The 25,217-nt window shown below is 57.1% G+C and carries 22 protein-coding genes; 20 read left to right on the plus strand and 2 right to left on the minus strand.

Annotated features, from left to right (window positions below):
* Positions 1 to 77: 77 nt before the first annotated feature.
* Positions 78 to 368, minus strand: coding sequence for a DUF3817 domain-containing protein (locus ACTG3X_RS03685; RefSeq protein ID WP_439109882.1), 291 nt, complete (start codon positions 366 to 368; stop codon positions 78 to 80).
* A 176-nt stretch (positions 369 to 544) separates the two neighbouring features.
* Here ACTG3X_RS03685 and ACTG3X_RS03690 point away from each other — a divergent pair, with 176 nt between their 5' ends.
* From ACTG3X_RS03690 to rplA, 8 genes are all read left to right on the plus strand, one after another.
* Positions 545 to 2,260: a DUF4153 domain-containing protein gene (locus tag ACTG3X_RS03690; protein ID WP_439109883.1), complete on the plus strand. Its 1,716-nt coding sequence runs from the start codon at positions 545 to 547 to the stop codon at positions 2,258 to 2,260.
* Positions 2,261 to 2,322: 62 nt separating this feature from the next.
* Positions 2,323 to 2,910, plus strand: a complete 588-nt coding sequence (locus ACTG3X_RS03695) for a heme NO-binding domain-containing protein (protein ID WP_439109884.1) — start codon at positions 2,323 to 2,325, stop codon at positions 2,908 to 2,910.
* Positions 2,907 to 4,013: a diguanylate cyclase domain-containing protein gene (locus ACTG3X_RS03700; protein WP_439109885.1), complete on the plus strand. Its 1,107-nt coding sequence runs from the start codon at positions 2,907 to 2,909 to the stop codon at positions 4,011 to 4,013. Before ACTG3X_RS03695 ends, ACTG3X_RS03700 begins: the two co-directional genes overlap by 4 nt.
* Positions 4,014 to 4,178: 165 nt before the next feature.
* Positions 4,179 to 4,964, plus strand: a complete 786-nt coding sequence (locus ACTG3X_RS03705) for a hypothetical protein (RefSeq protein ID WP_439109886.1) — start codon at positions 4,179 to 4,181, stop codon at positions 4,962 to 4,964.
* 73 nt (positions 4,965 to 5,037) lie between these two features.
* Positions 5,038 to 5,235, plus strand: a complete 198-nt coding sequence (gene secE, locus ACTG3X_RS03710; RefSeq protein WP_439109887.1) for a preprotein translocase subunit SecE — start codon at positions 5,038 to 5,040, stop codon at positions 5,233 to 5,235.
* 220 nt (positions 5,236 to 5,455) lie between these two features.
* Positions 5,456 to 5,989 (plus strand): transcription termination/antitermination protein NusG, encoded by a 534-nt coding sequence (gene nusG, locus ACTG3X_RS03715; protein ID WP_439109888.1) that lies wholly within the window; start codon positions 5,456 to 5,458, stop codon positions 5,987 to 5,989.
* Between the two features lie 130 nt (positions 5,990 to 6,119).
* Positions 6,120 to 6,545: a 50S ribosomal protein L11 gene (gene rplK, locus ACTG3X_RS03720; protein WP_439109889.1), complete on the plus strand. Its 426-nt coding sequence runs from the start codon at positions 6,120 to 6,122 to the stop codon at positions 6,543 to 6,545.
* Position 6,546: 1 nt separating this feature from the next.
* Positions 6,547 to 7,245 carry a 50S ribosomal protein L1 gene (gene rplA, locus ACTG3X_RS03725; RefSeq protein WP_439109890.1) on the plus strand — a complete coding sequence of 233 codons (699 nt, stop codon included), beginning with the start codon at positions 6,547 to 6,549 and terminating at the stop codon, positions 7,243 to 7,245.
* 54 nt (positions 7,246 to 7,299) lie between these two features.
* Here the strand turns inward: rplA and ACTG3X_RS03730 are convergent, their stop codons facing one another.
* A complete protein-coding gene (locus tag ACTG3X_RS03730) occupies positions 7,300 to 8,244 on the minus strand; it encodes a LysR family transcriptional regulator (protein WP_439109891.1) in 945 nt (314 codons plus the stop codon).
* A gap of 101 nt (positions 8,245 to 8,345) precedes the next feature.
* Between ACTG3X_RS03730 and ACTG3X_RS03735 the strand changes: the two genes are divergently transcribed.
* From ACTG3X_RS03735 to ACTG3X_RS03790, 12 genes are all read left to right on the plus strand, one after another.
* Positions 8,346 to 8,879: a phosphoribosyl-AMP cyclohydrolase gene (locus ACTG3X_RS03735; RefSeq protein ID WP_439109892.1), complete on the plus strand. Its 534-nt coding sequence runs from the start codon at positions 8,346 to 8,348 to the stop codon at positions 8,877 to 8,879.
* Between the two features lie 376 nt (positions 8,880 to 9,255).
* Positions 9,256 to 9,768 (plus strand): 50S ribosomal protein L10, encoded by a 513-nt coding sequence (gene rplJ, locus ACTG3X_RS03740; protein WP_439109893.1) that lies wholly within the window; start codon positions 9,256 to 9,258, stop codon positions 9,766 to 9,768.
* A gap of 72 nt (positions 9,769 to 9,840) precedes the next feature.
* A complete protein-coding gene (rplL, locus tag ACTG3X_RS03745) occupies positions 9,841 to 10,218 on the plus strand; it encodes a 50S ribosomal protein L7/L12 (protein ID WP_439109894.1) in 378 nt (125 codons plus the stop codon).
* A 243-nt stretch (positions 10,219 to 10,461) separates the two neighbouring features.
* Positions 10,462 to 14,598 (plus strand): DNA-directed RNA polymerase subunit beta, encoded by a 4,137-nt coding sequence (rpoB, locus tag ACTG3X_RS03750; protein ID WP_439109895.1) that lies wholly within the window; start codon positions 10,462 to 10,464, stop codon positions 14,596 to 14,598.
* A 54-nt stretch (positions 14,599 to 14,652) separates the two neighbouring features.
* A complete protein-coding gene (gene rpoC, locus ACTG3X_RS03755; RefSeq protein WP_439109896.1) occupies positions 14,653 to 18,891 on the plus strand; it encodes a DNA-directed RNA polymerase subunit beta' in 4,239 nt (1,412 codons plus the stop codon).
* 132 nt (positions 18,892 to 19,023) lie between these two features.
* Positions 19,024 to 19,842, plus strand: coding sequence for a glycosyltransferase (locus tag ACTG3X_RS03760; RefSeq protein WP_439109897.1), 819 nt, complete (start codon positions 19,024 to 19,026; stop codon positions 19,840 to 19,842).
* Entirely contained in the window at positions 19,839 to 20,759 is a 921-nt protein-coding gene (locus tag ACTG3X_RS03765) for a DMT family transporter (protein WP_439109898.1), read from the plus strand. Before ACTG3X_RS03760 ends, ACTG3X_RS03765 begins: the two co-directional genes overlap by 4 nt.
* Positions 20,756 to 21,607 carry a glycosyltransferase gene (locus ACTG3X_RS03770; RefSeq protein ID WP_439109899.1) on the plus strand — a complete coding sequence of 284 codons (852 nt, stop codon included), beginning with the start codon at positions 20,756 to 20,758 and terminating at the stop codon, positions 21,605 to 21,607. Before ACTG3X_RS03765 ends, ACTG3X_RS03770 begins: the two co-directional genes overlap by 4 nt.
* A gap of 269 nt (positions 21,608 to 21,876) precedes the next feature.
* Positions 21,877 to 22,248, plus strand: a complete 372-nt coding sequence (rpsL, locus tag ACTG3X_RS03775; RefSeq protein ID WP_215959443.1) for a 30S ribosomal protein S12 — start codon at positions 21,877 to 21,879, stop codon at positions 22,246 to 22,248.
* Between the two features lie 12 nt (positions 22,249 to 22,260).
* Positions 22,261 to 22,731, plus strand: a complete 471-nt coding sequence (gene rpsG / locus ACTG3X_RS03780; protein ID WP_089887581.1) for a 30S ribosomal protein S7 — start codon at positions 22,261 to 22,263, stop codon at positions 22,729 to 22,731.
* Between the two features lie 15 nt (positions 22,732 to 22,746).
* Complete coding sequence (gene fusA / locus ACTG3X_RS03785; protein ID WP_439109900.1) at positions 22,747 to 24,867, plus strand: elongation factor G; 2,121 nt, start codon at positions 22,747 to 22,749, stop codon at positions 24,865 to 24,867.
* A gap of 92 nt (positions 24,868 to 24,959) precedes the next feature.
* A partial coding sequence (locus tag ACTG3X_RS03790; protein ID WP_439109901.1) for a GTP-binding protein occupies positions 24,960 to 25,217 on the plus strand: 258 nt, incomplete at its 3' end.

Raw genomic sequence — 25,217 nt, forward strand, 5'->3', positions numbered from 1 at the left:
AAGGCAGCTCCGCTCCGCAGGGCGGCCTTTGGTCTGGGGAGGGTGGGGTGCCACCCACCCTACGGGGCTATGGCTGGTTACTGTGGCGTCTCTGCTGCTTGGCGGGCCAGCCAGCGTTCGTTGAGGAAGCCGCCAAAGGGGATCAGAGAGCCGAGGAAAAGGCGTAGCGCGCCCCAGCGGCTGATGAGGCCTTCGCCCAAGGCATACATGATAACCACGAGAAAGCCGAGAAACGCGACGCCGTGAACGGGGCCGATAGCGGAGACGACCGCAGGCATGCCCAACATATACTTGAGCGGCACGGCCACGCAAACGAGCAAGATAAGGGTAACAGCTTCGGCAAAAGCCGTGATGCGCAGGAGTTTCATGGGTGGGTCTTTCTCATTGGGACGGCTTTGGTGCAAACATGGGGCGCGTGGCGGCAAGGTGCAATCGGAAAGCGGCACGTTTGGCCTCCCTGCGCGAAAGCACCGCAAGGCTTGCACAGAAATTGCCTTTTATGCCTGTGAGGATGGGCCTAGACTTGGCGTGAAGGAGACGGGTTATGAAAGACAGGTTTGAGCTGGCGGCGATTGGTGCGGTTGCGGGGTATTGCCTCTGGGGGCTGTTTGAGACCCTGCCGCATATGATCGGTGACGGATTTTTGCTTCTGGCGCTGACTGTTGCGGCGAGTGTCTTCTTCTCGGTTTTGATGGCGCTTGTTGGCCCCGAGCGGCCCTTGCGGGCTGTTTTGCCCTCGCTTGCGCTGGGCGTTTTGGCGGGCGCTCTCGCGTTTTTGGCGGCGCTGCGCTTTGACAGCGTTGACGGGTTTTATGATGCGGCGCACCCTTTGATGGCGCTGTTTGTGCTTGTGCTGATTGGCGCGCCGTTTGCCGCTGCTGCGCTTGAGGAAAAGCAGGGCTGGCGCCATTATGCGCGGCTGTTTGACAGCGCTTGGGGCATTTTCATCCGCTATGTGGCGGGCTGGCTTTTTGCGGGGCTGATCTTTTTGGTGCTGCTCTTGTCTGACGAGCTTTTGAAGCTGGTCGGCATCACGCTGATCGGGGATTTGCTGGAGGTTGACTGGCTGCGCTACGCTTTGCTGGGGGCGGTGTTTGGCCTTGGGGTGGCCACTGTGCACGAGCTGCGCGACTATGTTTCGCCTGTTTTGGTGCATCGTTTGCTGCGGATGCTGTTGCCGCTGGTGCTTGTGGTTGTGATCGTCTTCATCGGCGCTCTGCCGTTTCGCGGGCTGTCTGATCTGTTTGGCAAGCTCTCGACGGCGGGTGTGTTGATGGCGGTAGCTTTTGCAGGGATCACGCTGATCACCACAGCGATTGACCGCGATGACGAGAGCGCGGCGCAGGTGAAGCTGATGACCTTTGCGGCGCAGGCCATGGCGCTTTTGGTGCCTGTGCTTGTGGGGCTCGCGATCTATGCGATCTGGCTGCGCGTGGCCGCCTATGGCTGGACGCCCTCACGGGTGATCGCCGCCTATATCGCGCTGTTTTTGGTGGGCTATGTTGTGAGCTACCTTTGGGCTGTGCTGCGGCGCGCAGGCTGGCAGGCGCGGCTCAGGCAGAGCAACCTTTACATGGCGCTGGCGGTTGGTGCGGGGGCTGCGCTTTGGCTGACGCCGCTGATGACTGCGGAAGGCATTGCCACTGGCAGCCAGGTTGCGCGCTATGAGGCGGGCCGCGCTGCGCCCGAGGCGCTGCCGCTGTACGAGATGGCCCATGACTGGGGTGTTGCAGGGCGCGCGGGGCTTGAACGGCTTGAGGCGGCAGGCGATGCGCCGCTGGTGGCACGGATTGCCGAGGCCCGCGAGGCCACATCGCGCTGGCGGTTTGCCCGCGAGGAGGCGGGGCCAAGCGATGCGGAGCTGCGCCTTGCCTTGGGCGCGCGCGTGGTGGTGTGGCCCGCGGGCAGCGACCTTGCGCCGCTTCTGGACGCGATGAACCGCAGTGTTTTGCAGCGTATCGAGCGCCAGTGCCCTGAGGCTGAGCCGCAGGCCTGCGCGATTGTGCTGCTGGGGCAGGGGGCCGACCCTCTGTTTGGCAAGGATGCGCTCTTTGTGACGCGCGAGCGGGTGATGAGCCTTGAGCGCCAGAACGGGGGCAGTGTCTATCTGCGTGCAGCGCGCGCCTATGACGCCGAGGGCGCAGAGCGTGCGCCAAGTGACGCGATGCTTGCGCGTATTCTGGCGGGCGCGTTTGAGCTGAAGCCGATGGTGCGCAGCTATCTTCAGGTTGGGGATCAGGTGATTATTCCTTACAATTGAGAATGTTGAGTCTGTGTTAACTTTGGCCGTGCATCCTGCTGAAAAGAAGGAATGTGAGGCAGATGCACGGGCTGATAAACAGAACGATCCAATGTTTCGTGCGCGACACGCGCGGGCCAGCGCTTTGGAGCGAGATCGCCGAGGCGGCGGAGCTTGGCTTTGACGACTTTGAGGCGATGCTGAGCTATGACCCGGCTTTGACGCGGCGGTTGCTGGGCGCGGCGGCTGTGCGGCTGGAGCTGCCGCAAGACGCGCTTTTGGAGGATATCGGCACCTATCTGGTCAGCCATGCCAACACCGAGGCCGTGCGCAGGCTTTTGCGCTTCGGGGGTGTTGATTTTGTGGAGTTCCTGCACTCGCTTGATGACCTGCCCGACCGTGCGCGGCTGGCTGTGGAAGACCTTGTCTTGCCCCGGCTCGAGCTGAGCGAACATTCGCCCGAGCGCTTTAGCCTGACGGTGCAGACCAAGGTGCAGGGCTTTGGCGCGGTGCTGATGGGGGTTTTGCGCGCGATGGCGGATGACTACGGCGCGCTGGTGTTTCTGGAGTATGTTCAGGATACGCCAGAGCGCGAGCGCATCGATATCCAGCTGATCGAGGCGGCGTATGCCGAGGGGCGCGGCTTTGACTTGGGGGCGCGGGCCGGATGAATGACATGCAACCCATGGACACAGGCCTGCGCAAGGCCGCTGATCTGGCCGATCTCATGGAGACGCTGTGCCCCATGCATGTGATCCTTGATGAGACAGGGCATATTGTACACGTCGGAGCCACGCTGCAAAAGCTGCGTGCCGATCTGCCCATGCAGGGCGCGCGCTTTCTTGAGGTGTTCGAGCTGCGCCGCCCACGGCGGGTGACGACGATGGACGAGCTGCTCAAGAGCGCGGGGGTGAAGCTTCATCTGCGCCTGCGTGGCGCGCCTGAGACGGGGCTTAAGGGGGTTCTGGCCCCGCTGAGTGACGGGCGCGGCGCGGTGCTCAACATCGGCTTCGGGATCTCGCTGCTGGATGCGGTGCGCGACTATGCTTTGGTCAGCTCTGATTTTGCCGCGACTGATCTGGCGATCGAGATGCTCTATCTTGTCGAGGCGAAATCTGCCGCGATGGAGGCTTCGCGCAAGCTGAACTTGCGGTTGCAGGGTGCGATGATTGCCGCAGAAGAGCAGGCCTATACCGACACGCTCACAGGCCTGAAGAACCGCCGCGCGATGGATCATGTTCTGGCGCGGCTGATCGGGCGGGGCAGTGACTTTGCGCTGATGCAGATTGATCTGGATTTCTTCAAGGCGGTCAATGACACGCTGGGCCATGCGGCGGGCGACCATGTGTTGCAGAATGTCGCGCGTATCATGGTGGAAGAGACCCGCGATGACGACACGGTTGCGCGGGTGGGCGGAGACGAGTTTGTAATCCTTTTTGACGGGCTGACCGAGCGCGCCGCACTCAGCCGTGTGGCTGAGAGGATCATCGAAAAGCTGGAAGTGCCGATGCCGTTTGGCGAGCATCTGTGCCAGATTTCGGCAAGCTGCGGCACGGTATTGTCGCAGAGCTATGACGCGCCCGAGGCGGCCGTGATGCTGGCCGATGCCGATCTGGCGCTCTATGCTTCCAAGAATGCGGGGCGCGCGCAGCATTCGTTTTTCTCCCCCCAGATGCGGGAGGCAAAGACCGGGGCGACAGGGGCTATTCCTGCGGCTGTGGAGCCGCGCCATGCAGGCAAAACGCCGCCCAAAGACCGGCGCGGCCAGCGCTAGGCGGCGTATCAGCGGCGATGTCTGGTCCCTGTTTTGTGCAGCAGCAAGGCGCGAAGGGCGCACTCTCTTGCAACGTGTATTTCGCGAGATTGACACAATTTGGCCCTGATGGAGCCTGCATCCTGCGCTAGCGAAAGTGTGGATGAGTAAGGTGGATGCAGGGAAATGGCACTCGGCAAGGCCTCCGGGGAGGTCAACAGCGCGCCAGAGACTGCTGCTGAAGATGCGACTCTCGATATTGTGCGGCTGTTGGTGGGAACCGAGGCGCGCCATGCCGAGGCGCATGTGGACCGGCAGGCAACGGCAGGACACGACGCGGGCGATGTGCCTGTGGCGCCGCGCGTTGCGCCGCGCCGTGTGACGTTGCTTGGCAAGCCACAGGGGCGGGGCGGCCGCCCCCTGGCCGCGCCTGAGGTGGCCGAACTTGAGGATTTGAGGCCACGGCGGTTTGGGCTGAAGCTGCCGCGCTTGGGGCGCAAGCCCGCAGTTAAGCCCGCGGCCAAACCTGTAAAAGAGCAAAGTGGAGCGCCCCGTATGAACTTGAACCGCAAGGATATGGCCCGCTATGGCAAGCTTGCGGCGCTGGTGGCGGTTGGGCTCGTGGTCTTGTTCAGACCTTGGCTCATTCCTTTGCTTTTGTTCATGGCTGTCTGGCTGGGGCTGATTGTCTTTTTGTTGCTGGGGTCGGCACGCGTGAGTGAGCTGGGCGCTGCAGCTTGGGAGTATTATCAGCAGCGCCGCCCCAAACGGGCTGCAAAGATTGTGACGCGGTTGCAGAACGCGGCAGACAGGCTTGACGGGATTTTGGCGCGCATGCCTGCGCGGGTGGCAGATGGCATTTACACGCCTGATCTGGGCCGTTCGGCGCGGGATATGGCGCAGCAAAACCGCTCATTGAGCGAAGAAGACCCCTTTGCGCGCCTCGGGCGAAGCCGCCCGCCTGCCGAATAGGCGCGAATGTCCCTTGAAATTGGGGGGGCATATGCGTAAGTGAACCCAAGTTAGATAGAAAGACGAGACCGACATGGCCCGCACCAACCCGCTTCAGTTTATTCAACAGACCCGCGCAGAAGTCTCCAAGATTGTGTGGCCGACGCGCCGCGAAGTGCTGTTGACGACCGTGATGGTGTTTATCATGGCGACGCTCACGGCAATGTTTTTTGCATTGGTCGACGTGTTGATCCGCAACGGCTTGCAGGCTGTGCTCAACGTCTTTGGCTAAAACAAGCTGACAGTTTCTGAGGTGGCCCCGCAATCTGCGGGGCTGTTTTGTTTTGGGGCAGGAGTTCGTGCTCGGGGCTTGAAACTTGGGTCGGAGCGATGTAACCCCGCTTCAAATCCCGACATGGTGAGCGACGATTCGAGTTGCTCGCCGATTTTTGCTGTCGGGAGAGCGGAATTGGCCTGCTAAGGCGGGCACAGTAAGGAACGGGCATAGCACTATGGCGAAACGTTGGTATTCGGTAAGCGTCCTCAGCAACTTCGAGAAGAAGATTGCAGAGCAGATCAGGCAGCTGGCTGCAGAGCAGGGGCTTGACGACCAGATCGACGAAGTGCTGGTTCCGACGGAAGAAGTGATTGAAGTGCGCCGTGGCAAGAAAGTGACTGCCGAGCGCCGCTTTATGCCGGGCTATGTGCTTGTGCACATGGAGATGAGCGACCGCGGGTTTCACCTGATCAGCTCGATCAACCGCGTCACCGGCTTTTTGGGCCCGCAAGGCCGCCCGATGCCGATGCGCGATGCCGAGGTGAACCAGATCCTCAACCGTGTACAAGAAGGCGAAGACGCGCCCAAGATTATGTTCAGCTTTGACATCGGTGAGAAGGTCAAGGTCAACGACGGGCCGTTTGAAGACTTTGACGGCATGGTCGAAGAAGTTGACGACGACAACCAGCGCCTCAAGGTTATGGTTTCGATCTTCGGGCGCGAGACGCCTGTAGAGCTGGAGTTTACGCAGGTTTCCAAACAAGGGTAACCGCGACGAGATCATCAGGGTGACCTGATGTATGAGCGTGGGAGGCACGGCGGCCGCGGCCGCCAAACCGAACCACACAACATTGTCCCTGACAGACGCGTCTGGAGGGGGTTGGAAAAGGAGAAGGCCAATGGCCAAGAAGCTCGCAGGCAAAATGAAGCTGCAAGTGCCCGCAGGACAAGCAAACCCAAGCCCGCCCGTCGGGCCGGCGCTGGGTCAGCGCGGGATCAACATCATGGAATTCTGTAAGGCGTTCAACGCCAAGACACAGGATATGGAGCCAGGTGCGCCTTGCCCCACCGTGATCACGTATTACCAAGACAAGTCCTTCACCATGGACATCAAGACGCCACCTGCGTCTTACTACCTGCGCAAAGCGGCGGGCCTGAACTCGGGCGCGAAGCTTCCAGGCCGTGAGACTGTTGGCTCGGTTTCTCCAAAGCAGCTGCGCGAAATCGCAGAAGCAAAGTGGAAAGACCTGAACGCAAACGACGTCGAATCTGCGATGAAAATCATCATGGGTTCAGCACGTTCTATGGGCATCGAGGTGAAGTAAGATGGGCAAACTTGGAAAACGCACAATCGCAGCGCGCGAAGCTTTTGTCGGTAAGGAAAACCTGTCTGTTGAAGACGCGGTAAACCTGATCAAGGCAAACTCGAACGCGAAGTTTGACGAAACACTCGAAATCGCAATGAACCTCGGTGTTGACCCACGCCACGCAGACCAAATGGTTCGCGGCGTTGTCGGCCTGCCAAACGGCACAGGCAAAGACGTTCGCGTTGCTGTTTTTGCACGCGGCCCGAAAGCCGACGAAGCCACAGCCGCTGGTGCGGATGTTGTTGGTGCGGAAGATCTCATGGAGATCGTTCAGGGCGGCAAGATCGACTTTGATCGCTGCATCGCGACACCTGACATGATGCCAATCGTTGGCCGCTTGGGCAAAGTCCTTGGCCCGCGCAACCTGATGCCAAACCCTAAAGTTGGCACCGTGACAATGGATGTTGCTGCAGCTGTGAAAGCGGCCAAAGGCGGCGAAGTCCAGTTCAAGGTTGAAAAAGCCGGTGTGATCCACGCTGGTATCGGCAAAGTGTCTTTTGACGACGCCAAGCTTGTTGAAAACGTGCGCGCCTTTGTGAACGCCGTTTCAAAGGCCCGTCCGTCAGGCAGCAAAGGCGCGTATCTGAAAAAGATCTCGCTGAGCTCGACAATGGGCCCGGGCGTGAGCGTCAATGTGGACAACGCTGTCGCCGAGTAAGGCGCTGCGGCACAAGACTTGAAAGAGCGCTCCGCAAGGGGCGCTCTTTTTTTGTTATTGGAACGCTGTTGTGCGTTTTGCCCTGATTTCTTTTTTGACGTCGATCAGGTGTTTGGCCAGTTCCAGGCAGTCTGTTTTCAAGGGGGAGGAGCGGCGCCAGTGAAGGGCGATTTCATGAAAGGCATTCGGGTGCTCGATCCGGCGCACAACAAATTCAGGATCGCGGACCGCTTCGGCAAAGGCGTATAGCGAGGGCAAGATGGCGACACCGGCCCCCATCACGGCCATTTGACGAACGGCATCCAGGCTTGCTCCCTGATATTCGCGGCTGACGTATGTGCCTGCTTCTTCTGCGAGCCTTTCAACAATTGCTGTGAGGCGAAAATCGGAGCTGAGTGATAGGAGTGGCTTGTCAGACAGCGCGCTCAGTTGAACGGGGCCAAGCTCTGCGCTGAGAGGATCATCTGGCGCTGCGCAAGCATACAGGGTTTCTGCAAAGAGGACTTGGCTCTCGATGTCGGGATCGTTGGTGGGTGTTCCGACGACCGCATCCAGCCGCCCGTTTTTGAGCATCTCCAGGAGTTGAACGGTTGACCCCTCCTGTATCGCCAGCCGCAGTTTTGGATACAGGAAGTGCAAGCTGCGGTTGGCGAGTGGCATAAAATAAGCGCCGATCGAGGGTAGGACGCCGATCGTGAGTTTGTCTCCGAAAAGCCCATGCGCGCCACGCGCGACAGCACGGAATTCGCGGACTTCCTGGAGGATGTAGCGGGCGCGTGGCAAAAGTTGCTCACCCGCGCTGGTGAGTTTGAGGGCGCGCGAGCTGCGCTCAAAAACGGTCACGCCGAGTTCAAGCTCCATTGCTGCCAAAAGTTTTGATAAGCTCGGCTGGCTGACCGCAAGAGCCCGCGCCGCGCCGCCAAATGTGCCGTGATCGGCGACGGCAACAAAATACTGAAGCTGGCGAAAGCTTGGTCGGATTGGTGCATCTTTACTCATGCCTTAAAGCTATCAACTCTGTAGGATTAATCAATTGGAGTTATGGTCTTTTACACCACATATTGCTGTTTGTACGCAGTAAACAGTGAATGGAGACACTTATGAAAAAGACTATCTTTGCAGCAACGGCGCTTGTGCTGGCCGCTAGCGTGGCTGTGGCTTCTGACAACACTTCACTTACGTCCAGCGAGGTTACCGCATTCAAGACCGCATGGGGCGAAGGCATCGTTGAAATTGGTGCGGTGCACACAGCCGGTGGAGACTATACGGCGGCGGCGCGTGAGCATATTGAGACGTTTTATGCCTATGAGAGCGATGCTACGGTTCTGTTCAAACCTACGCTTGCCAGCGAAGATCAGTTCCGGGGCACTTTTGAGGAAGCCTTGTCATACTTTGTGGGGGGAAGCATTGCAGAGGATGGCGGCTTTGCGATTGCGCCCTACACCAATGTCCGTTGGGAAAACGAAGGCACGATCATTTCAGGCGATGTCGCGCTGGCGATGGGCAACTACTACTTCACGAAACTGGACGGCAGCGAAGTGAAGGTGGAGTATACCTTCGGAGTCGAACGGCAGGATGACGAAAGCCTCAAGTTTATTCTGCACCATTCGTCGCTACCGTTTAGCGCAGGCTAAAGTGTTTTTCTTCTAGCACGCCTTGCACCCTCAGCGTTTGTTGAGGGTGCATTTGGGCTGTTTAAGGTGCGGCATCTGTTTCTTTGCGGGCGTGTGCTGTGATTTTCGGGTTGGCATCTGGCCTCAACCGCATTAGGTGAACGGGTGTAGATCAGCGTGCGATTCGTCGTGCGCTGTTTTGCATTCGTCCAAGACGGTGGGTGATAGGCGCTTTGGCTTATCTTAATGCCCTGCCTGAGACGGGAAACCTAAGATTAGCTGGGGTTTGTTCCTCGGGTGATTTTGGCTCTGCCCCGTAAGTCGGACATGAGTGCTGGCCTGTTAAAAGGCTGGCAAAACTGAGCCGGGGGGTAACCCCCAAATTTGGAGTGAAACTGTGGATAGAGCCCAGAAAGAGAAAGTGGTCGACGAACTCGGCCAGATCTTTGAAAGCTCTGGCGTTGTCGTGGTAGCCCACTACACCGGCCTTACAGTTGCTGAGATGCAGGATCTACGTGCTCGCGCAAGCGAAGCAGGTGGGGCCGTACGTGTCGCCAAGAACAGGCTCGCCAAAATCGCTCTGGAAGGAACAGCCATCTCTGAGATGGGTGAGCTCCTGACAGGCATGACCGTTCTGACCTTTTCTGAGGATCCTGTGGCTGCGGCCAAGGTTGCCGAAGATTTCGCCAAGGGGAATGATAAATTCCAGATCCTTGGTGGGGCCATGGGCGGTGATATCCTGGACCGTGCTGGTGTTACAGCTGTGTCGAAACTGCCTTCACGTGACGAGCTTCTTGCTACGATCGCGGGCATGATCGGTGCACCTGCAAGCAACATCGCCGGTGCAATTGGCGCACCTGCTTCAAATATCGCATCCATCCTTTCGACTATCGAAGAGAAGGCGGCGTAAGCAACCAATCGGCTGGCGTGGGGCAAGACCTCATCGTTGGAACACAAATTTTAGAAACGGAAAGCAAGTAAAATGGCTGATCTGAAAAAACTCGCAGAAGAAATCGTCGCGCTGACGCTTTTGGAAGCACAAGAACTGAAAACGATCCTTAAAGACGAATACGGCATCGAGCCTGCAGCCGGTGGCGCAGTCATGATGGCGGGCCCTGCTGATGCGGGCGGCGCTTCCGAAGAAGAGCAAACAGAATTCAACGTAATTCTCGTCTCTGCAGGCGCTTCAAAGATCAACGTGATCAAAGAAGTTCGCGGCATCACAGGCCTCGGTCTGAAAGAAGCCAAAGACCTCGTCGAAGCTGGCGGCAAAGCTGTCAAAGAAGGCGTAGACAAAGCAGAAGCAGAAGACATCAAAGCGAAGCTGGAAGCAGCTGGCGCAGAAGTCGAACTGAAGTAATCGGCTTTGAAGCAGGGCTAAGGCCTTGTGGAAAATCAGGCTGGGCGGGGAGAAATCCGTGCCCAGCCGAACCTGTCTTAGCAAGGGCCTCATTGGAGGCGTTTTCTTAGGCGCGGTTCATGGTCGGGAGGCTCCAATGGGAATGGAGCCGGGAATTGACCGAAGCGTGCTGTCTCGTATGGGAGCAAGACCGGGACCCGACGGTGCTTGTTTTCGGTGAGAAATGAAAAGGTGAACTCGACCATGGCGCAAACCTTCCTTGGCCAAAAACGTCTTCGTAAATACTTTGGTAAAATCCGCGAAGTTCTTGAGATGCCGAACCTTATTGAGGTTCAGAAGTCTTCTTATGATCTTTTTCTCAACTCAGGTGATGCACCTCAGCCGATTGACGGCGAAGGTATCAAGGGTGTCTTCCAGTCGGTTTTCCCGATCAAGGACTTCCATGAGACATCGATCCTCGAGTTTGTAGACTACGAGCTTGAAGAGCCAAAATATGACGTCGAAGAATGTCAGCAGCGTGACATGACATATGCAGCCCCTCTCAAGGTGAAGCTGCGTCTGATCGTGTTTGATGTTGATGAGGACACGGGCGCCAAATCGGTTAAAGACATTAAAGAACAAGACGTGTTCATGGGCGATATGCCTTTGATGACACCAAACGGCACATTTGTTGTGAACGGCACCGAGCGCGTGATCGTTTCCCAGATGCACCGTTCACCCGGTGTTTTCTTTGACCACGACAAAGGCAAAACGCATGCTTCGGGCAAGCTGCTGTTTGCTTGCCGCATTATCCCATATCGCGGCTCGTGGCTGGACTTTGAATTTGATGCGAAAGACATCGTATTTGCGCGGATCGACCGCCGCCGCAAACTGCCTGTCACAACGCTTCTTTATGCGCTTGGCCTTGATCAGGAAGCGATCATGGACGCGTATTATGATACCGTCACTTACAAGCTGAAGAAGAAAAAGGGCTGGGTCACCAAGTTCTTCCCCGAGCGCGTGCGCGGCACACGCCCGACCTTTGACCTTGTCGACGCAAAAACTGGCGAAGTGATTGCAGAAGCCGGTAAGAAAATCACGCCACGTGCCGTGAAACAGCTGATCGACGAAGGCAACGTGAGCGAGCTTCTGGTTCCGTTCGAGCAGATCGAAGGCAAGTTTGTTGCCAAAGACCTGATCAACGAAGAAACAGGCGCGATCTATGCGGAAGCTGGCGACGAGCTGACATTTGAGCGTGACAAAGATGGCGACGTCATCGGCGGCGTGTTGAAAGAGCTTATGGATGCGGGCTTCTCAGAGATCCCCGTGCTCGACATCGACAACATCAATGTCGGCCCATACATGCGCAACACCATGTCAAACGACAAGAACATGAACCGCGAAACCGCGCTCATGGATATCTACCGTGTGATGCGTCCGGGCGAGCCGCCCACCGTTGAAGCGGCGTCAAACCTGTTTGACACGCTGTTCTTTGATAGCGAGCGCTATGACCTCTCGGCTGTTGGCCGTGTGAAAATGAACATGCGTCTTGACCTTGATGCGCCTGACACGCTGCGCACGCTGCGCAGCGAAGATATCGTTTCCTGCATCAAAGCGCTGGTTATGCTGCGCGACGGCAAAGGCGACATCGACGACATCGACCACCTCGGCAACCGTCGTGTGCGCTCTGTTGGCGAGCTGATGGAAAACCAGTACCGTGTTGGCCTGCTGCGTATGGAACGTGCGATCAAGGAGCGTATGTCTTCTGTCGAGATCGACACTGTCATGCCACAAGACCTGATCAACGCGAAACCAGCGGCTGCGGCTGTGCGTGAATTCTTCGGCTCAAGCCAGCTTTCACAGTTTATGGACCAAACCAACCCGCTCTCGGAAGTGACGCACAAGCGCCGCCTCTCAGCGCTTGGGCCAGGCGGTCTGACGCGCGAACGTGCGGGCTTTGAGGTGCGCGACGTTCACCCGACACACTACGGCCGTATGTGCCCGATCGAGACGCCGGAAGGCCCGAACATCGGCTTGATCAACTCACTCGCGACATTTGCGCGTGTGAACAAGTACGGCTTCATCGAAACACCGTATCGCAAGGTTGTCGAAGGCAAGGTGACGGACGATGTTCAGTACATGTCGGCCACCGAAGAAATGCGCCACGTTGTGGCTCAGGCCAACGCAAGCCTTGATGAGAACGGCAAGTTCGTAAACGACCTCGTCAGCACGCGTCAGTCGGGCGAATATACCCTCGCGCCGAACGAGCATGTGGACCTTATCGACGTGTCGCCAAAGCAGCTGGTGTCTGTTGCGGCCTCGCTCATTCCGTTCCTTGAAAACGATGACGCCAACCGCGCTCTTATGGGCTCGAACATGCAACGTCAGGCTGTGCCTTTGCTCCAAGCAGAAGCGCCGCTGATCGGGACGGGCATTGAAGGCAAAGTCGCGATTGACTCGGGCGCTGCCATTCAGGCCAAGCGTGCGGGCATCATCGACCAAGTGGATGCGCAGCGTATCGTTATTCGCGCCACGCATGACCTTGAGCTGGGTGACGCGGGCGTTGATATCTACCGTATGCGCAAATTCCAGCGCTCCAACCAGAACACATGTATCAACCAGCGCCCCTTGGTGAAGGTGGGTGACACGGTTCAGAAGGGCGAGATTATTGCGGATGGTCCATCAACGGACATCGGCGAACTCGCACTTGGTAAAAACGTGGTCGTCGCGTTTATGCCTTGGAACGGTTACAACTACGAAGATAGTATCCTGATCTCCGAGCGTATTTCTCAGGACGACGTGTTTACGTCGATCCACATCGAGGAATTCGAAGTTGCGGCGCGTGACACGAAGCTCGGCCCGGAAGAAATCACACGCGACATTCCGAACGTCGGTGAAGAAGCACTGCGCAACCTCGACGAGGCGGGCATTGTTTACATCGGTGCGGATGTTGAACCGGGTGATATTCTGGTCGGCAAGATCACACCGAAGGGCGAAAGCCCGATGACGCCGGAAGAAAAGCTTCTGCGCGCGATTTTCGGTGAAAAAGCGTCTGATGTGCGTGACACGTCATTGCGCGTAAAGCCGGGTGACTTTGGCACGGTTGTGGAAGTGCGCGTCTTTAACCGCCACGGTGTGGAAAAAGACGAACGTGCGCTTCAGATCGAGCGTGAAGAAGTCGAACGTCTGGCCCGTGACCGTGACGATGAGCTCGCGATCCTGGATCGCAACATCTACGCGCGTTTGGGTGACATGCTGCTTGGCAAAGAAGTGGCAAAAGGCCCCAAAGGCGTGAAAGCCGGTTCCAAGGTCGATGCAGAGATGCTGGAAACCTACCCGCGCTCGGCATGGTGGATGATCGCCCTGAAGGACGAGCAGAACGCCCAGATCGTTGAAGCGTTGCATGAGCAGTACGAGGCGCAGAAGCGCACTCTTGATGCCCGCTTTGAAGACAAGGTCGAAAAAGTACGCCGCGGCGATGACCTGCCACCCGGTGTGATGAAGATGGTTAAAGTCTTCGTTGCTGTGAAGCGCAAGCTTCAGCCAGGGGACAAAATGGCCGGCCGTCACGGGAACAAAGGTGTTATTTCCAAGGTTGTGCCTATGGAAGACATGCCGTTCCTTGCCGATGGTACGCCGGTTGACTTCTGTTTGAACCCGCTTGGTGTTCCCTCGCGTATGAACGTTGGTCAGATCCTTGAAACCCACATGGGTTGGGCGGCACGCGGTCTTGGTCTCAAGATTGATGACGCACTCGGCGAATACCGCCGCTCGGGCGACCTGACACCTGTGCGCGATGCCATGAAGCACGCCTACGGCGACGATGTGTACGAAGAAGGCATCGTCGGGATGGAAGAAGCGCAACTCATCGAAGCGGCGGGCAACGTAACCCGCGGTGTGCCGATTGCGACACCTGTTTTTGACGGTGCGAAAGAGGCCGATGTAAACGATGCGCTGACACGCGCAGGCTTTGACACCTCGGGTCAGTCGATCTTGTTTGATGGCCGTACAGGCGAGCAGTTTGCCCGCCCTGTGACTGTCGGGATCAAGTATCTGCTCAAGCTGCACCACCTTGTGGATGACAAAATCCACGCGCGCTCGACAGGCCCATACAGCCTTGTCACGCAGCAACCGCTGGGTGGTAAAGCCCAGTTCGGTGGCCAGCGCTTTGGTGAGATGGAAGTCTGGGCGCTCGAAGCTTATGGCGCGGCCTATACTCTGCAAGAGATGCTGACTGTGAAGTCGGATGATGTTGCAGGGCGGACGAAAGTCTATGAGAGCATCGTGAAGGGTGAAGACAACTTTGAGGCCGGTGTGCCAGAGAGCTTTAACGTTCTCGTCAAAGAAGTCCGCGGCCTTGGCCTGAACATGGAACTCCTGGATGCGGAGGATGAGGAATAAGGGCGCAAGCCCCATTCCCATCTTTCCTTCCGCAACCAATTTGAGGATATCAAAATGAACCAGGAACTTACAAACAACCCGTTTAACCCGCTGACGCCAACGAAGGTTTTTGACGAGATCAAAGTCTCGCTTGCTTCGCCCGAGCGTATCTTGTCGTGGTCTTTCGGGGAGATCAAAAAACCTGAAACCATCAACTACCGTACGTTCAAGCCAGAGCGCGACGGCCTTTTCTGCGCGCGTATCTTCGGGCCAGTAAAAGACTACGAATGCCTTTGCGGCAAATACAAGCGCATGAAGTATCGCGGCGTTGTCTGCGAGAAATGTGGTGTTGAAGTTACGCTTCAAAAGGTACGCCGCGAGCGTATGGGCCACATCGAGCTGGCTTCCCCAGTGGCGCACATCTGGTTCCTCAAGTCGCTTCCGTCACGGATCGGCCTGATGCTGGATATGACACTGCGTGACCTTGAGCGCGTGCTGTACTTTGAAAACTACGTTGTGATCGAGCCAGGCCTTACAGACCTGACATACGGCCAGATGCTCACCGAAGAAGAGTTTATGGACGCGCAAGACCACTACGGTATGGACGCTTTCACAGCGAACATCGGTGCGGAGGCCATCCGTGAGATGCTGGCCCAGATCGACCTTGATGCCGAAGCAGAAACGCTGCGCGCGGACCTTAAGGAAGCGACAGGCGAGCTGAAGCCCAAGAAGATCATCAAGCGCTTGAAAGTGGTTGAGAGCTTCCTTGAGTCAGGCAACCGCCCCGAGTGGATGGTTATGACGGTGATCCCCGTGATCCCGCCAGAGCTGCGCCCGCTGGTGCCGCTGGATGGTGGCCGCTTTGCGACATCAGACCTCAACGACCTCTACCGTCGCGTGATCAACCGTAACAACCGTCTCAAGCGCCTCATCGAGCTGCGTGCGCCCGATATCATCGTGCGCAACGAAAAGCGGATGTTGCAGGAATCTGTGGATGCTCTGTTTGACAACGGCCGCCGTGGCCGCGTGATCACGGGGGCCAACAAGCGCCCGCTGAAATCACTTTCAGACATGCTCAAAGGTAAGCAAGGCCGCTTCCGTCAGAACCTTTTGGGTAAGCGCGTCGACTTCTCCGGCCGGTCTGTCATCGTGACGGGCCCAGAGCTGAAGCTGCACCAGTGCGGCCTGCCCAAGAAGATGGCTTTGGAGCTGTTCAAGCCGTTTATTTACAGCCGTTTGGAGGCCAAGGGCCTTTCGGCAACTGTAAAGCAGGCCAAGAAGCTTGTTGAAAAAGAGCGCCCCGAAGTGTGGGACATTCTGGATGAAGTCATCCGCGAGCACCCCGTTATGCTCAACCGCGCGCCAACGCTTCACCGCCTTGGTATCCAGGCGTTTGAGCCAGTGCTGATTGAAGGTAAGGCGATCCAGCTTCACCCGCTCGTCTGCTCGGCCTTTAATGCTGACTTTGACGGTGACCAAATGGCTGTTCACGTGCCGCTCTCGCTGGAAGCCCAGCTCGAAGCGCGTGTTCTCATGATGTCAACGAACAACGTTCTTTCGCCTGCCAACGGCGCGCCGATCATCGTTCCGTCACAGGATATGATTTTGGGTCTGTACTACACGACCATCGAGCGTGAAGGCATGAAGGGCGAAGGCATGGTCTTTGCTTCGATTGAAGAAGTTCAGCACGCTTTGGACAGTGGCGCTGTGCACCTGCACTCTAAAGTTACCGCGCGTATTCCGCAGGTGGACGAAGAGGGCAACACTGTGATGGTGCGCTTTGAAACGACACCGGGCCGTGTGCGCCTTGGTGCGCTTCTGCCGCAAAACAACAAAGCGCCGTTTGACCTCGTCAACCGTCTGCTGCGTAAGCGTGAAGTTCAGCAAGTGATTGACACGGTTTATCGCTACTGTGGCCAGAAAGAGTCTGTCATCTTCTGTGACCAGATCATGACAATGGGCTTCCGCGAAGCTTTCAAGGCGGGCATCTCCTTTGGTAAGGACGACATGGTCGTCCCTGACACAAAGTGGACAATCGTTGACGAAACGCGCGGCTTTGTGAAGGATTTCGAACAGCAGTACCTCGACGGCCTGATCACACAGGGCGAGAAGTACAACAAAGTTGTCGATGCCTGGTCAAAGTGTAACGACAAAGTCACCGACGCCATGATGAGCACCATCTCGGCTGACAAGCGTGATGCGGATGGATCTGTCTCGGAACCGAACTCGGTTTACATGATGGCTCACTCCGGTGCGCGTGGCTCGGTCACACAGATGAAGCAGCTGGGCGGGATGCGCGGCTTGATGGCGAAGCCGAACGGCGACATCATCGAGACACCGATTATCTCGAACTTTAAAGAAGGCCTCAACGTTCTCGAGTACTTCAACTCGACCCACGGTGCGCGGAAAGGTCTTTCCGATACGGCTCTGAAAACGGCGAACTCGGGTTACCTGACACGCCGTCTCGTTGACGTGGCTCAGGACTGTATCGTGCGCCAGCATGACTGCGGCACCGAGCGTGCGATCACGGCTGAAGCGGCTGTGAACGACGGCGAAGTTGTGTCTTCACTGGCAGAGCGCCTTCTCGGGCGTGTGGCGGCTGACGACATTCTGAAGCCCGGCACAGACGAAGTGCTCATCGCGCAAGGCACGATGATTGACGAGCGTATGGCCGATGCGATTGATGCGGCTGGCGTTGTCAGCACGCGCATTCGCTCACCGCTGACCTGTGAAGCCGAAGACGGCGTTTGCGCCATGTGCTACGGGCGTGACCTCGCGCGCGGCACCATGGTCAACCAAGGTGAGGCCGTTGGCATCATCGCGGCGCAGTCGATCGGTGAACCAGGTACACAGCTCACAATGCGGACATTCCACATCGGTGGTGTTGCGCAGGGTGGTCAGCAGTCGTTCCTCGAGGCGAGCCAAGAAGGTAAAATCACCTTCGAGAACGCTTCATTGATCGAGAATGAAGCTGGCGAAGCGCTCGTGATCGGCCGTAACATGAAGATCGCGATTGTTGGCCCCGATGGTGACGAACGTGCGAGCCACAAGCTCAGCTACGGTACGAAGCTCTTTGTCAAAGAAGGTGGCAAGGTTCTGCGTGGCGACAAGCTGTTTGAGTGGGACCCCTACACGCTTCCGATCATCGCGGAGAAAGCCGGTACAGCCAAGTTTGTTGACCTTGTGAGCGGTATTGCCGTGCGCGACGAGACAGATGACGCGACAGGCATGACCCAGAAGATCGTGATCGACTGGCGCGCGGCTCCGAAAGGCAACGAGCTCAAGCCTGAGATCATCCTGTCGGACAAAGATGGCGAGCCAGTGCGCAACGATGCGGGCAACCCTCTGACCTATCCGATGTCTGTTGATGCGGTTCTCTCGGTTGAAGAAGGCCAAGAGATCAAAGCGGGTGATGTTGTTGCGCGTATTCCACGTGAAGGCGCAAAAACAAAAGACATCACCGGTGGTCTGCCACGTGTGGCCGAGCTTTTCGAAGCCCGCCGCCCGAAAGACCACGCGATCATTGCAGAGATCGACGGATATGTCCGCTACGGCCGCGACTATAAGAACAAGCGCCGTATCTCGATTGAACCATCAGACGAGAGCATGGAGCCTGTCGAATACATGGTGCCCAAGGGGAAGCACATTCCGGTTATGGAAGGTGATTTTGTCCAGAAGGGTGACTACATCATGGACGGCAACCCAGCCCCACACGACATCCTCTCCATCATGGGTGTTGAGGCGCTGGCGGACTATATGATCGACGAAGTGCAAGATGTTTACCGCCTCCAAGGCGTGAAGATCAACGATAAGCACATCGAGGTTATCGTGCGTCAGATGCTCCAGAAGTGGGAGATCCAGGACAGCGGCGACACAACGCTGCTCAAGGGTGAAAACGTCGATAAGGTCGAGTTTGACGAGGCCAACGCCAAGGCAGTTGCCCGCGGCGGACGCCCTGCACAAGGCGAGCCGATCCTTCTCGGGATCACCAAGGCGAGCTTGCAGACACGGTCGTTCATCTCGGCGGCGTCGTTCCAGGAGACAACACGCGTTCTTACCGAAGCCTCTGTGCAAGGTAAGAAAGACAAGCTGGTTGGCCTCAAGGAAAACGTCATCGTGGGTCGCTTGATCCCGGCGGGTACAGGTGGGGCAACCAAGCAGATGCGCCGCGTTGCTCAAGACCGCGACAACGTTGTGCTCGAAGCACGCCGCGAAGAAGCCGAAGCCGCAGCGGCACTTGCCGCTCCGACCGAGGACGACATCTTCACGGCTGGCACCGCTCCCGAGCAGATGCCAGAGAGCCGCGACGAGTAAGCGCCTGACCATATGATTAGGAAAACCCCGCCCTTTGAGGCGGGGTTTTTCGTTTGGGGCGCTTGCCAAGGTGCTCTTGGGTCTTTTCTTTTGCGCTGAAGGGGTGTTCTCTCTGATCAAGGGAGGCGCTTCATGACAGACGAGTTTGCGACGCCGCAGGTGATAGGCCTTGTGCGGTTTTCGGTTTTGGCGACAGATTATTATTCTGACACACATGGCAGCCCCGAGGCTGTGGCGGCCCACCTCTATACCCCCGAGCGGATGGCGCTGCGGTTGCAGATGTTTGAAACCCTGTGTTTGCCCTCGCTGGCGCGCCAGAGTGATCAGGGCTTTCGCCTTGTTGTGCTCACGTCAACGCAGTTGCCTGCAGAGGTGCGTGCGAAGCTGGATGCGCTTCTGGCGCCGTTCAGCAACATGAGCGTTTTTGCCGCCGATCCGGGGCCACACTACCAGATTATCAAGGCGGCTTACGCTAGCGCGCATGAGGTGGGGCATAGCCACCGTATCACCTTCAGGCTTGATGATGATGATGCTTTGGCGGGCGACTATATTGCGCGGCTCAAGGCGCTGGCGGGGCCGCTTTTGCAGCTCAAGCCGGATGCGCCCACAGTCATTGCCTTTAACCGCGGGTTTTATGTGGAAGTGTCAGGACAGGGCGATAACAAGGTGTTTGACACGGTCGAGCGCGCGCCCCTGTCTTGCGGCACGGCGCTGTTGCACCCCGCTCGATACACGCGCAACCCGTACCGCTACAACCACCGCGCGCTGGCACAGCACTATACCGTTTACTCCGATATTTCCGCGCCTTGCTTTTTGCGCACGATCCACCGTGACAACAAATCAAGCCCCGCGAAACTCGGGATCACCAACAAGATGGCCGCTGACGACGTGGCCAAGCAGATCAAGGCGCTGTTCGGCTTTGATATAGATATGCTGAAAGGCCTCAGATGATTTCGGCTCAAGACAACCTGCGCGGCGCGGGGCTTATGATGGCTTCGATGGCGGCGTTTACGTTTAACGACGCGTTCATGAAGGTGGTGTCGCGGGAGCTGCCCCTGTTTCAGGTGCTCACGCTGCGGGGTATTTTGACAACTGTGCTGATTGCGCTGGTGATGGTTGCCATGGGCAAGCTGCGCTTTGATATCCCGCGTCAGGACCGCAAGCTTGTGCTCATCCGTGTGTTGGCCGAGGCGGGGTCGGCCTATTTCTTTCTCACTGCGCTGTTCAATATGCCCATCGCCAATGTGAGCGCGATTATGCAGGCCATGCCTCTCACGGTCACGCTGGCGGCGGCGGTGTTTTTTCGCGAGCCAGTGGGCTGGCGGCGGTTGGCCGCTATTTTTGTGGGCTTTTTCGGGGTGATGTTGATCATCCGCCCCGGCGCGGATGATTTTACGATCTATTCGGTTTACACGCTGGCGGCGGTCGTTGTGGTGACCATTCGTGATCTGGCCACGCGGCGCTTGAGCGCTGAGACCCCCTCGATGGCGGTGTCATTTTATTCCTCACTGGCGGTGACGCTGTTCTTTGCGGCTGCCGCGCCGTCGCAAGGGTGGAACCCTGTGAGCGGGCAGTCGGCATTGCTGATTGCGGGCGCCTCTGTGATGATCATCGGGGGCTATCTCTTCTCGATTATGGTGATGCGTATTGGCGAGATCAGCTTTGTGGCAACGTTCCGCTATACCTCGCTTGTCTGGGCGCTTTTGCTTGGCTGGCTTGTCTTTGGGGACTGGCCCAAACCTATCACCCTTTTGGGGGCGGCGATTGTGATCGGCTCTGGGGTGTTCATGTTGCTGCGGGAGCGCCAGCTGAAGCGGCGGGCAGCCAAGGCGGCTGTGGCACGGCCAGTTGCGGGGGCGGGCGTATGAGCAAGACAAAACTGCAAGTTCTTGGCCTGTGCCGCTGGTCATATCCGAGCCAGACAGGTGCGTTTAAGAACAAGGGCCAAAGCCTTGAGGCGCTCAGGGCTGAGCTTTACACCGAGGCGCGGATGGCGGTGCGGCTGTTCTTCCTGGAGCATCTCGTGCTGCCAAGCCTGCGCGCGCAGACCGATGAAGCGTTTACGCTGGTTCTGATGTTGGGCGACAGCCTGCCTGAGCCGTGGCGGGGGCGGGTGCTTGAGCTCATCAAGGATGTGGGGCAGGTGAAGCCTGTGTTTTTGCCCGAGGGGCAGAACCACATGGAGACCTGCCGCGCGCTTATGATGGAGCATCGCGACCAGAGTGCAGATGTTGTGGTCGAGTTTCGTCTGGATGATGACGACGCGGTGGCCAGTGACTTTGTGGCGCGCCTGCGCAGCCTCTATGCCACGCTTGCGCCGATCTATGAGGAGAGCGGACGCGTGGCGGTGGACTTCTGCCGCGGGTTTGTCATTCGGTGTGAGCCGCGCGGCACGGTGGACTATCTGCCCGTGGAGGCGCGGCTCTGGACACCTGCGCTTGCGCTCTATTTGCCGCCTGATCACCACCGCAGCTTGCTGAACTACCCGCATATGCGCACATGGCGCAACATGCCTGTCTTGAGCCTGAACAAACGCCCGATGTTTGTACGCGGGGCGCATGAGGGCAATGACAGTGAAGTGCTGGAGCGCAAGGTGCAGAGCTTCCGCTACAAGCTGGAAAACCTGCCCGAGCTGATGCGCTGTGAGTTTGGCGTGGATCTTGAGCGCTTTGAGGCCGAATGGGCCAAGGTGACTGCGCAAATTGGCACAGGCTGAAAGCACTGGCCTGCGTGTGTTGACAACTGGGGCGACTCCCCATAAAAGCCCCTCATCCGGCTTAGGGGACGACCCAATGCCGTTTACATAACTTGAGTGGTCAAGATCCGAGCTAATGCTGCGAAGATCCTCTGAGAACCCACCGCACCGTTTACCTCGGAATGGGAACGATGCGGCTTTTGTGTGTTGTGGACGCATAACGCGCAGCGAATTGAAACCGCGGGGGGACACCCTTGCACCAGTGTGTTGAGAAACGGGAAAAGAGCCCTATGCCAACGATCCAACAGCTCATCCGGAAACCCCGGAAGCCAAAAGTCAAACGCTCCAAATCGCTTCACCTCGAGGGTAACCCTCAGAAGCGTGGCGTTTGCACACGTGTATACACCACAACGCCTAAAAAGCCGAACTCGGCTATGCGTAAGGTCGCCAAAGTGCGTCTTACAAACGGCTTTGAGGTCATCAGCTACATCGGCGGCGAAAGCCACAACCTTCAGGAGCACTCTGTGGTTCTGATCCGCGGCGGTCGTGTAAAAGACCTTCCGGGTGTCCGTTACCACATCCTGCGCGGTGTTCTGGATACCCAAGGTGTTAAAGACCGTAAGCAGCGCCGTTCGAAATATGGCGCCAAGCGTCCTAAGTAAGGAAAAGATCACATGTCACGTCGTCACGCCGCTGAAAAACGCGAAGTCCTTCCTGACGCCAAGTTTGGTGATCGGGTTCTGACAAAATTCATGAACAACCTGATGATCGACGGCAAAAAAGCTGTTGCCGAGCGTATCGTCTACAACGCGTTTGACCGCGTTGAGAGCAAAATCAAACGTGCGCCAGTGGAAGTGTTCCACGAAGCGCTCGAAAACATCAAACCATCGGTTGAGGTTCGCTCACGCCGTGTGGGTGGTGCGACTTACCAGGTTCCTGTTGAAGTCCGCCCCGAGCGCCGTGAAGCTCTCGCCATCCGCTGGTTGATCAATGCGAGCCGCGCTCGCAACGAGAACACCATGGAAGAGCGCCTTGCTGGCGAGCTTATGGATGCTGTGCAATCTCGCGGTTCTGCCGTGAAGAAGCGCGAAGACACTCACAAAATGGCCGATGCGAACAAAGCATTCAGCCACTACCGCTGGTAATAGGAAGCACCTGATATGGCACGCGACTATCCCCTCGAACGCTACCGTAACTTTGGTATTATCGCGCACATCGATGCCGGTAAGACCACTTGTTCCGAGCGTATCCTGTTTTACACGGGTAAATCACACAACATCGGCGAAGTGCACGATGGCGCGGCAACCATGGACTGGATGGAGCAGGAGCAGGAGCGTGGCATCACGATCACCTCGGCTGCGACGACCACGTTCTGGGAGCGCACAGAAAACGGCACAGAGCCTGATTCTGAAAAGCACCGGATGAACATCATCGACACCCCCGGCCACGTTGACTTCACGATTGAAGTTGAGCGTTCGCTGGCGGTTCTCGATGGTGCGGTTACTGTTCTTGACGGTAACGCAGGTGTTGAGCCGCAGACCGAAACAGTTTGGCGTCAGGCCGACCGTTACAAGGTTCCGCGGATCGTTTTCGTGAACAAAATGGACAAGATCGGCGCAGACTTCTTTAACTGCGTCAACATGATCGAAGACCGTACAGGCGCCACGGCTATCCCCGTTGGTATCCCGATCGGTGCCGAGACCGAGCTTGAAGGTCTTATCGATCTTGTGACCATGGAAGAGTGGTTGTGGCAGGGCGATGACCTTGGCGCATCATGGATCAAAGCTCCAATCCGTGACGGCCTCAAGGCGCAAGCCGACGAGTGGCGCGGCAAGCTTGTTGAAGCTGCTGTGGAAATGGACGACGACGCCATGGAAGCCTACCTCATGGAAGGCACAGAGCCCGACGTGAAAACGCTTCGCGTTTTGCTTCGCAAAGGCTGCCTTGCGCTGAAGTTTGTTCCTGTTCTTGGTGGCTCTGCCTTCAAAAACAAAGGTGTTCAGCCGCTCCTTAACGCTGTTGTCGACTATCTGCCGAGCCCGCTCGACGTTGTTGACTACATGGGTTTTGCACCTGGTGACGATACAGAAACACGTAACATCCCGCGCCGTGCGGATGATGAGATGGCGTTCTCTGGCCTCGCGTTCAAAATCATGAACGACCCCTTCGTTGGTTCACTTACGTTCACGCGTATCTATTCAGGCAAGCTTAACAAAGGCGACACTGTTCTGAACGCGACAAAAGGCAAGAAAGAGCGCATCGGTCGTATGATGATGATGCACTCGATCAACCGTGAAGAGATCGAAGAAGCATTTGCGGGCGATATTATCGCGCTTGCAGGCCTCAAAGATACCACAACGGGTGACACGCTTTGTGACGTTAAAGAGCCAGTGGTTCTGGAAACAATGACATTCCCTGATCCCGTGATCGAGATTGCCATTGAGCCAAAAACAAAGAACGACCAAGAGAAAATGTCTCAAGGTCTTCAGCGTCTTGCGGCCGAAGATCCCTCGTTCCGTGTGGAAACTGATATTGAATCAGGCCAGACAATCATGAAGGGTATGGGCGAACTTCACCTTGATATCCTCGTGGACCGTCTGAAGCGTGAATTCAAAGTGGAAGCCAACATCGGTGCGCCACAGGTTGCTTATCGTGAGACGATCTCTCGCGAAGTCGAGCACACCTACACGCACAAGAAACAGTCGGGTGGTTCAGGCCAGTTCGGTGAAGTGAAAATGATCATTTCTCCGACAGAAGCAGGCGAAGGCTACTCGTTTGAAAGCCGTATCGTCGGCGGGTCTATTCCTAAAGAATACATCCCTGGCGTTGAAAAGGGCATCAACTCGGTTATGGACAGCGGCCCCTTGGCTGGCTTCCCCGTGATCGACTTCAAAGTTGCTCTCATCGACGGTAAGTTCCATGATGTTGACTCCTCGGTTCTCGCATTCGAAATCGCTGCACGTATGTGTATGCGTGAAGGTATGCGCAAAGCCGGTGCGAAACTGCTTGAGCCAGTGATGAAAGTCGAAGTGATCACGCCTGAAGAATATACAGGTGGTATCATCGGCGATCTTACATCACGTCGTGGTCAGGTATCGGGCCAAGAGCCTCGCGGCAACGCGATCGCGATTGATTGCTTCGTGCCACTGGCGAACATGTTCGGCTACATCAACACATTGCGTTCCATGTCTTCGGGCCGCGCGCAGTTCACGATGCAGTTTGACCACTACGAGCCAGTCCCGAGCAACATCTCGGAAGAAATTCAGGCAAAATACGCCTAATCAGCGGTGCGCCGTAAAGGCGCACCCTACACCCACCCGGTAGGGTGCGCAGCTTTGCGCACCGCACATTGAAAAATTAAGGAGGCCATCTCATGGCAAAGGAAAAGTTTGACCGTAGTAAACCACACTGCAACATCGGCACGATTGGTCACGTTGACCACGGCAAGACGACGTTGACAGCTGCGATCACGAAATACTTCGGTGATTTCAGAGCGTATGACCAGATTGACGGCGCGCCTGAAGAAAAAGCCCGTGGTATCACGATTTCAACCGCACACGTTGAGTATGAGACAGAGAACCGTCACTACGCTCACGTTGATTGCCCCGGCCACGCTGACTATGTGAAAAAC

The organism is Lentibacter sp. (assembly GCF_965658795.1).
In the GTDB taxonomy this organism is placed as follows: domain Bacteria; phylum Pseudomonadota; class Alphaproteobacteria; order Rhodobacterales; family Rhodobacteraceae; genus Lentibacter.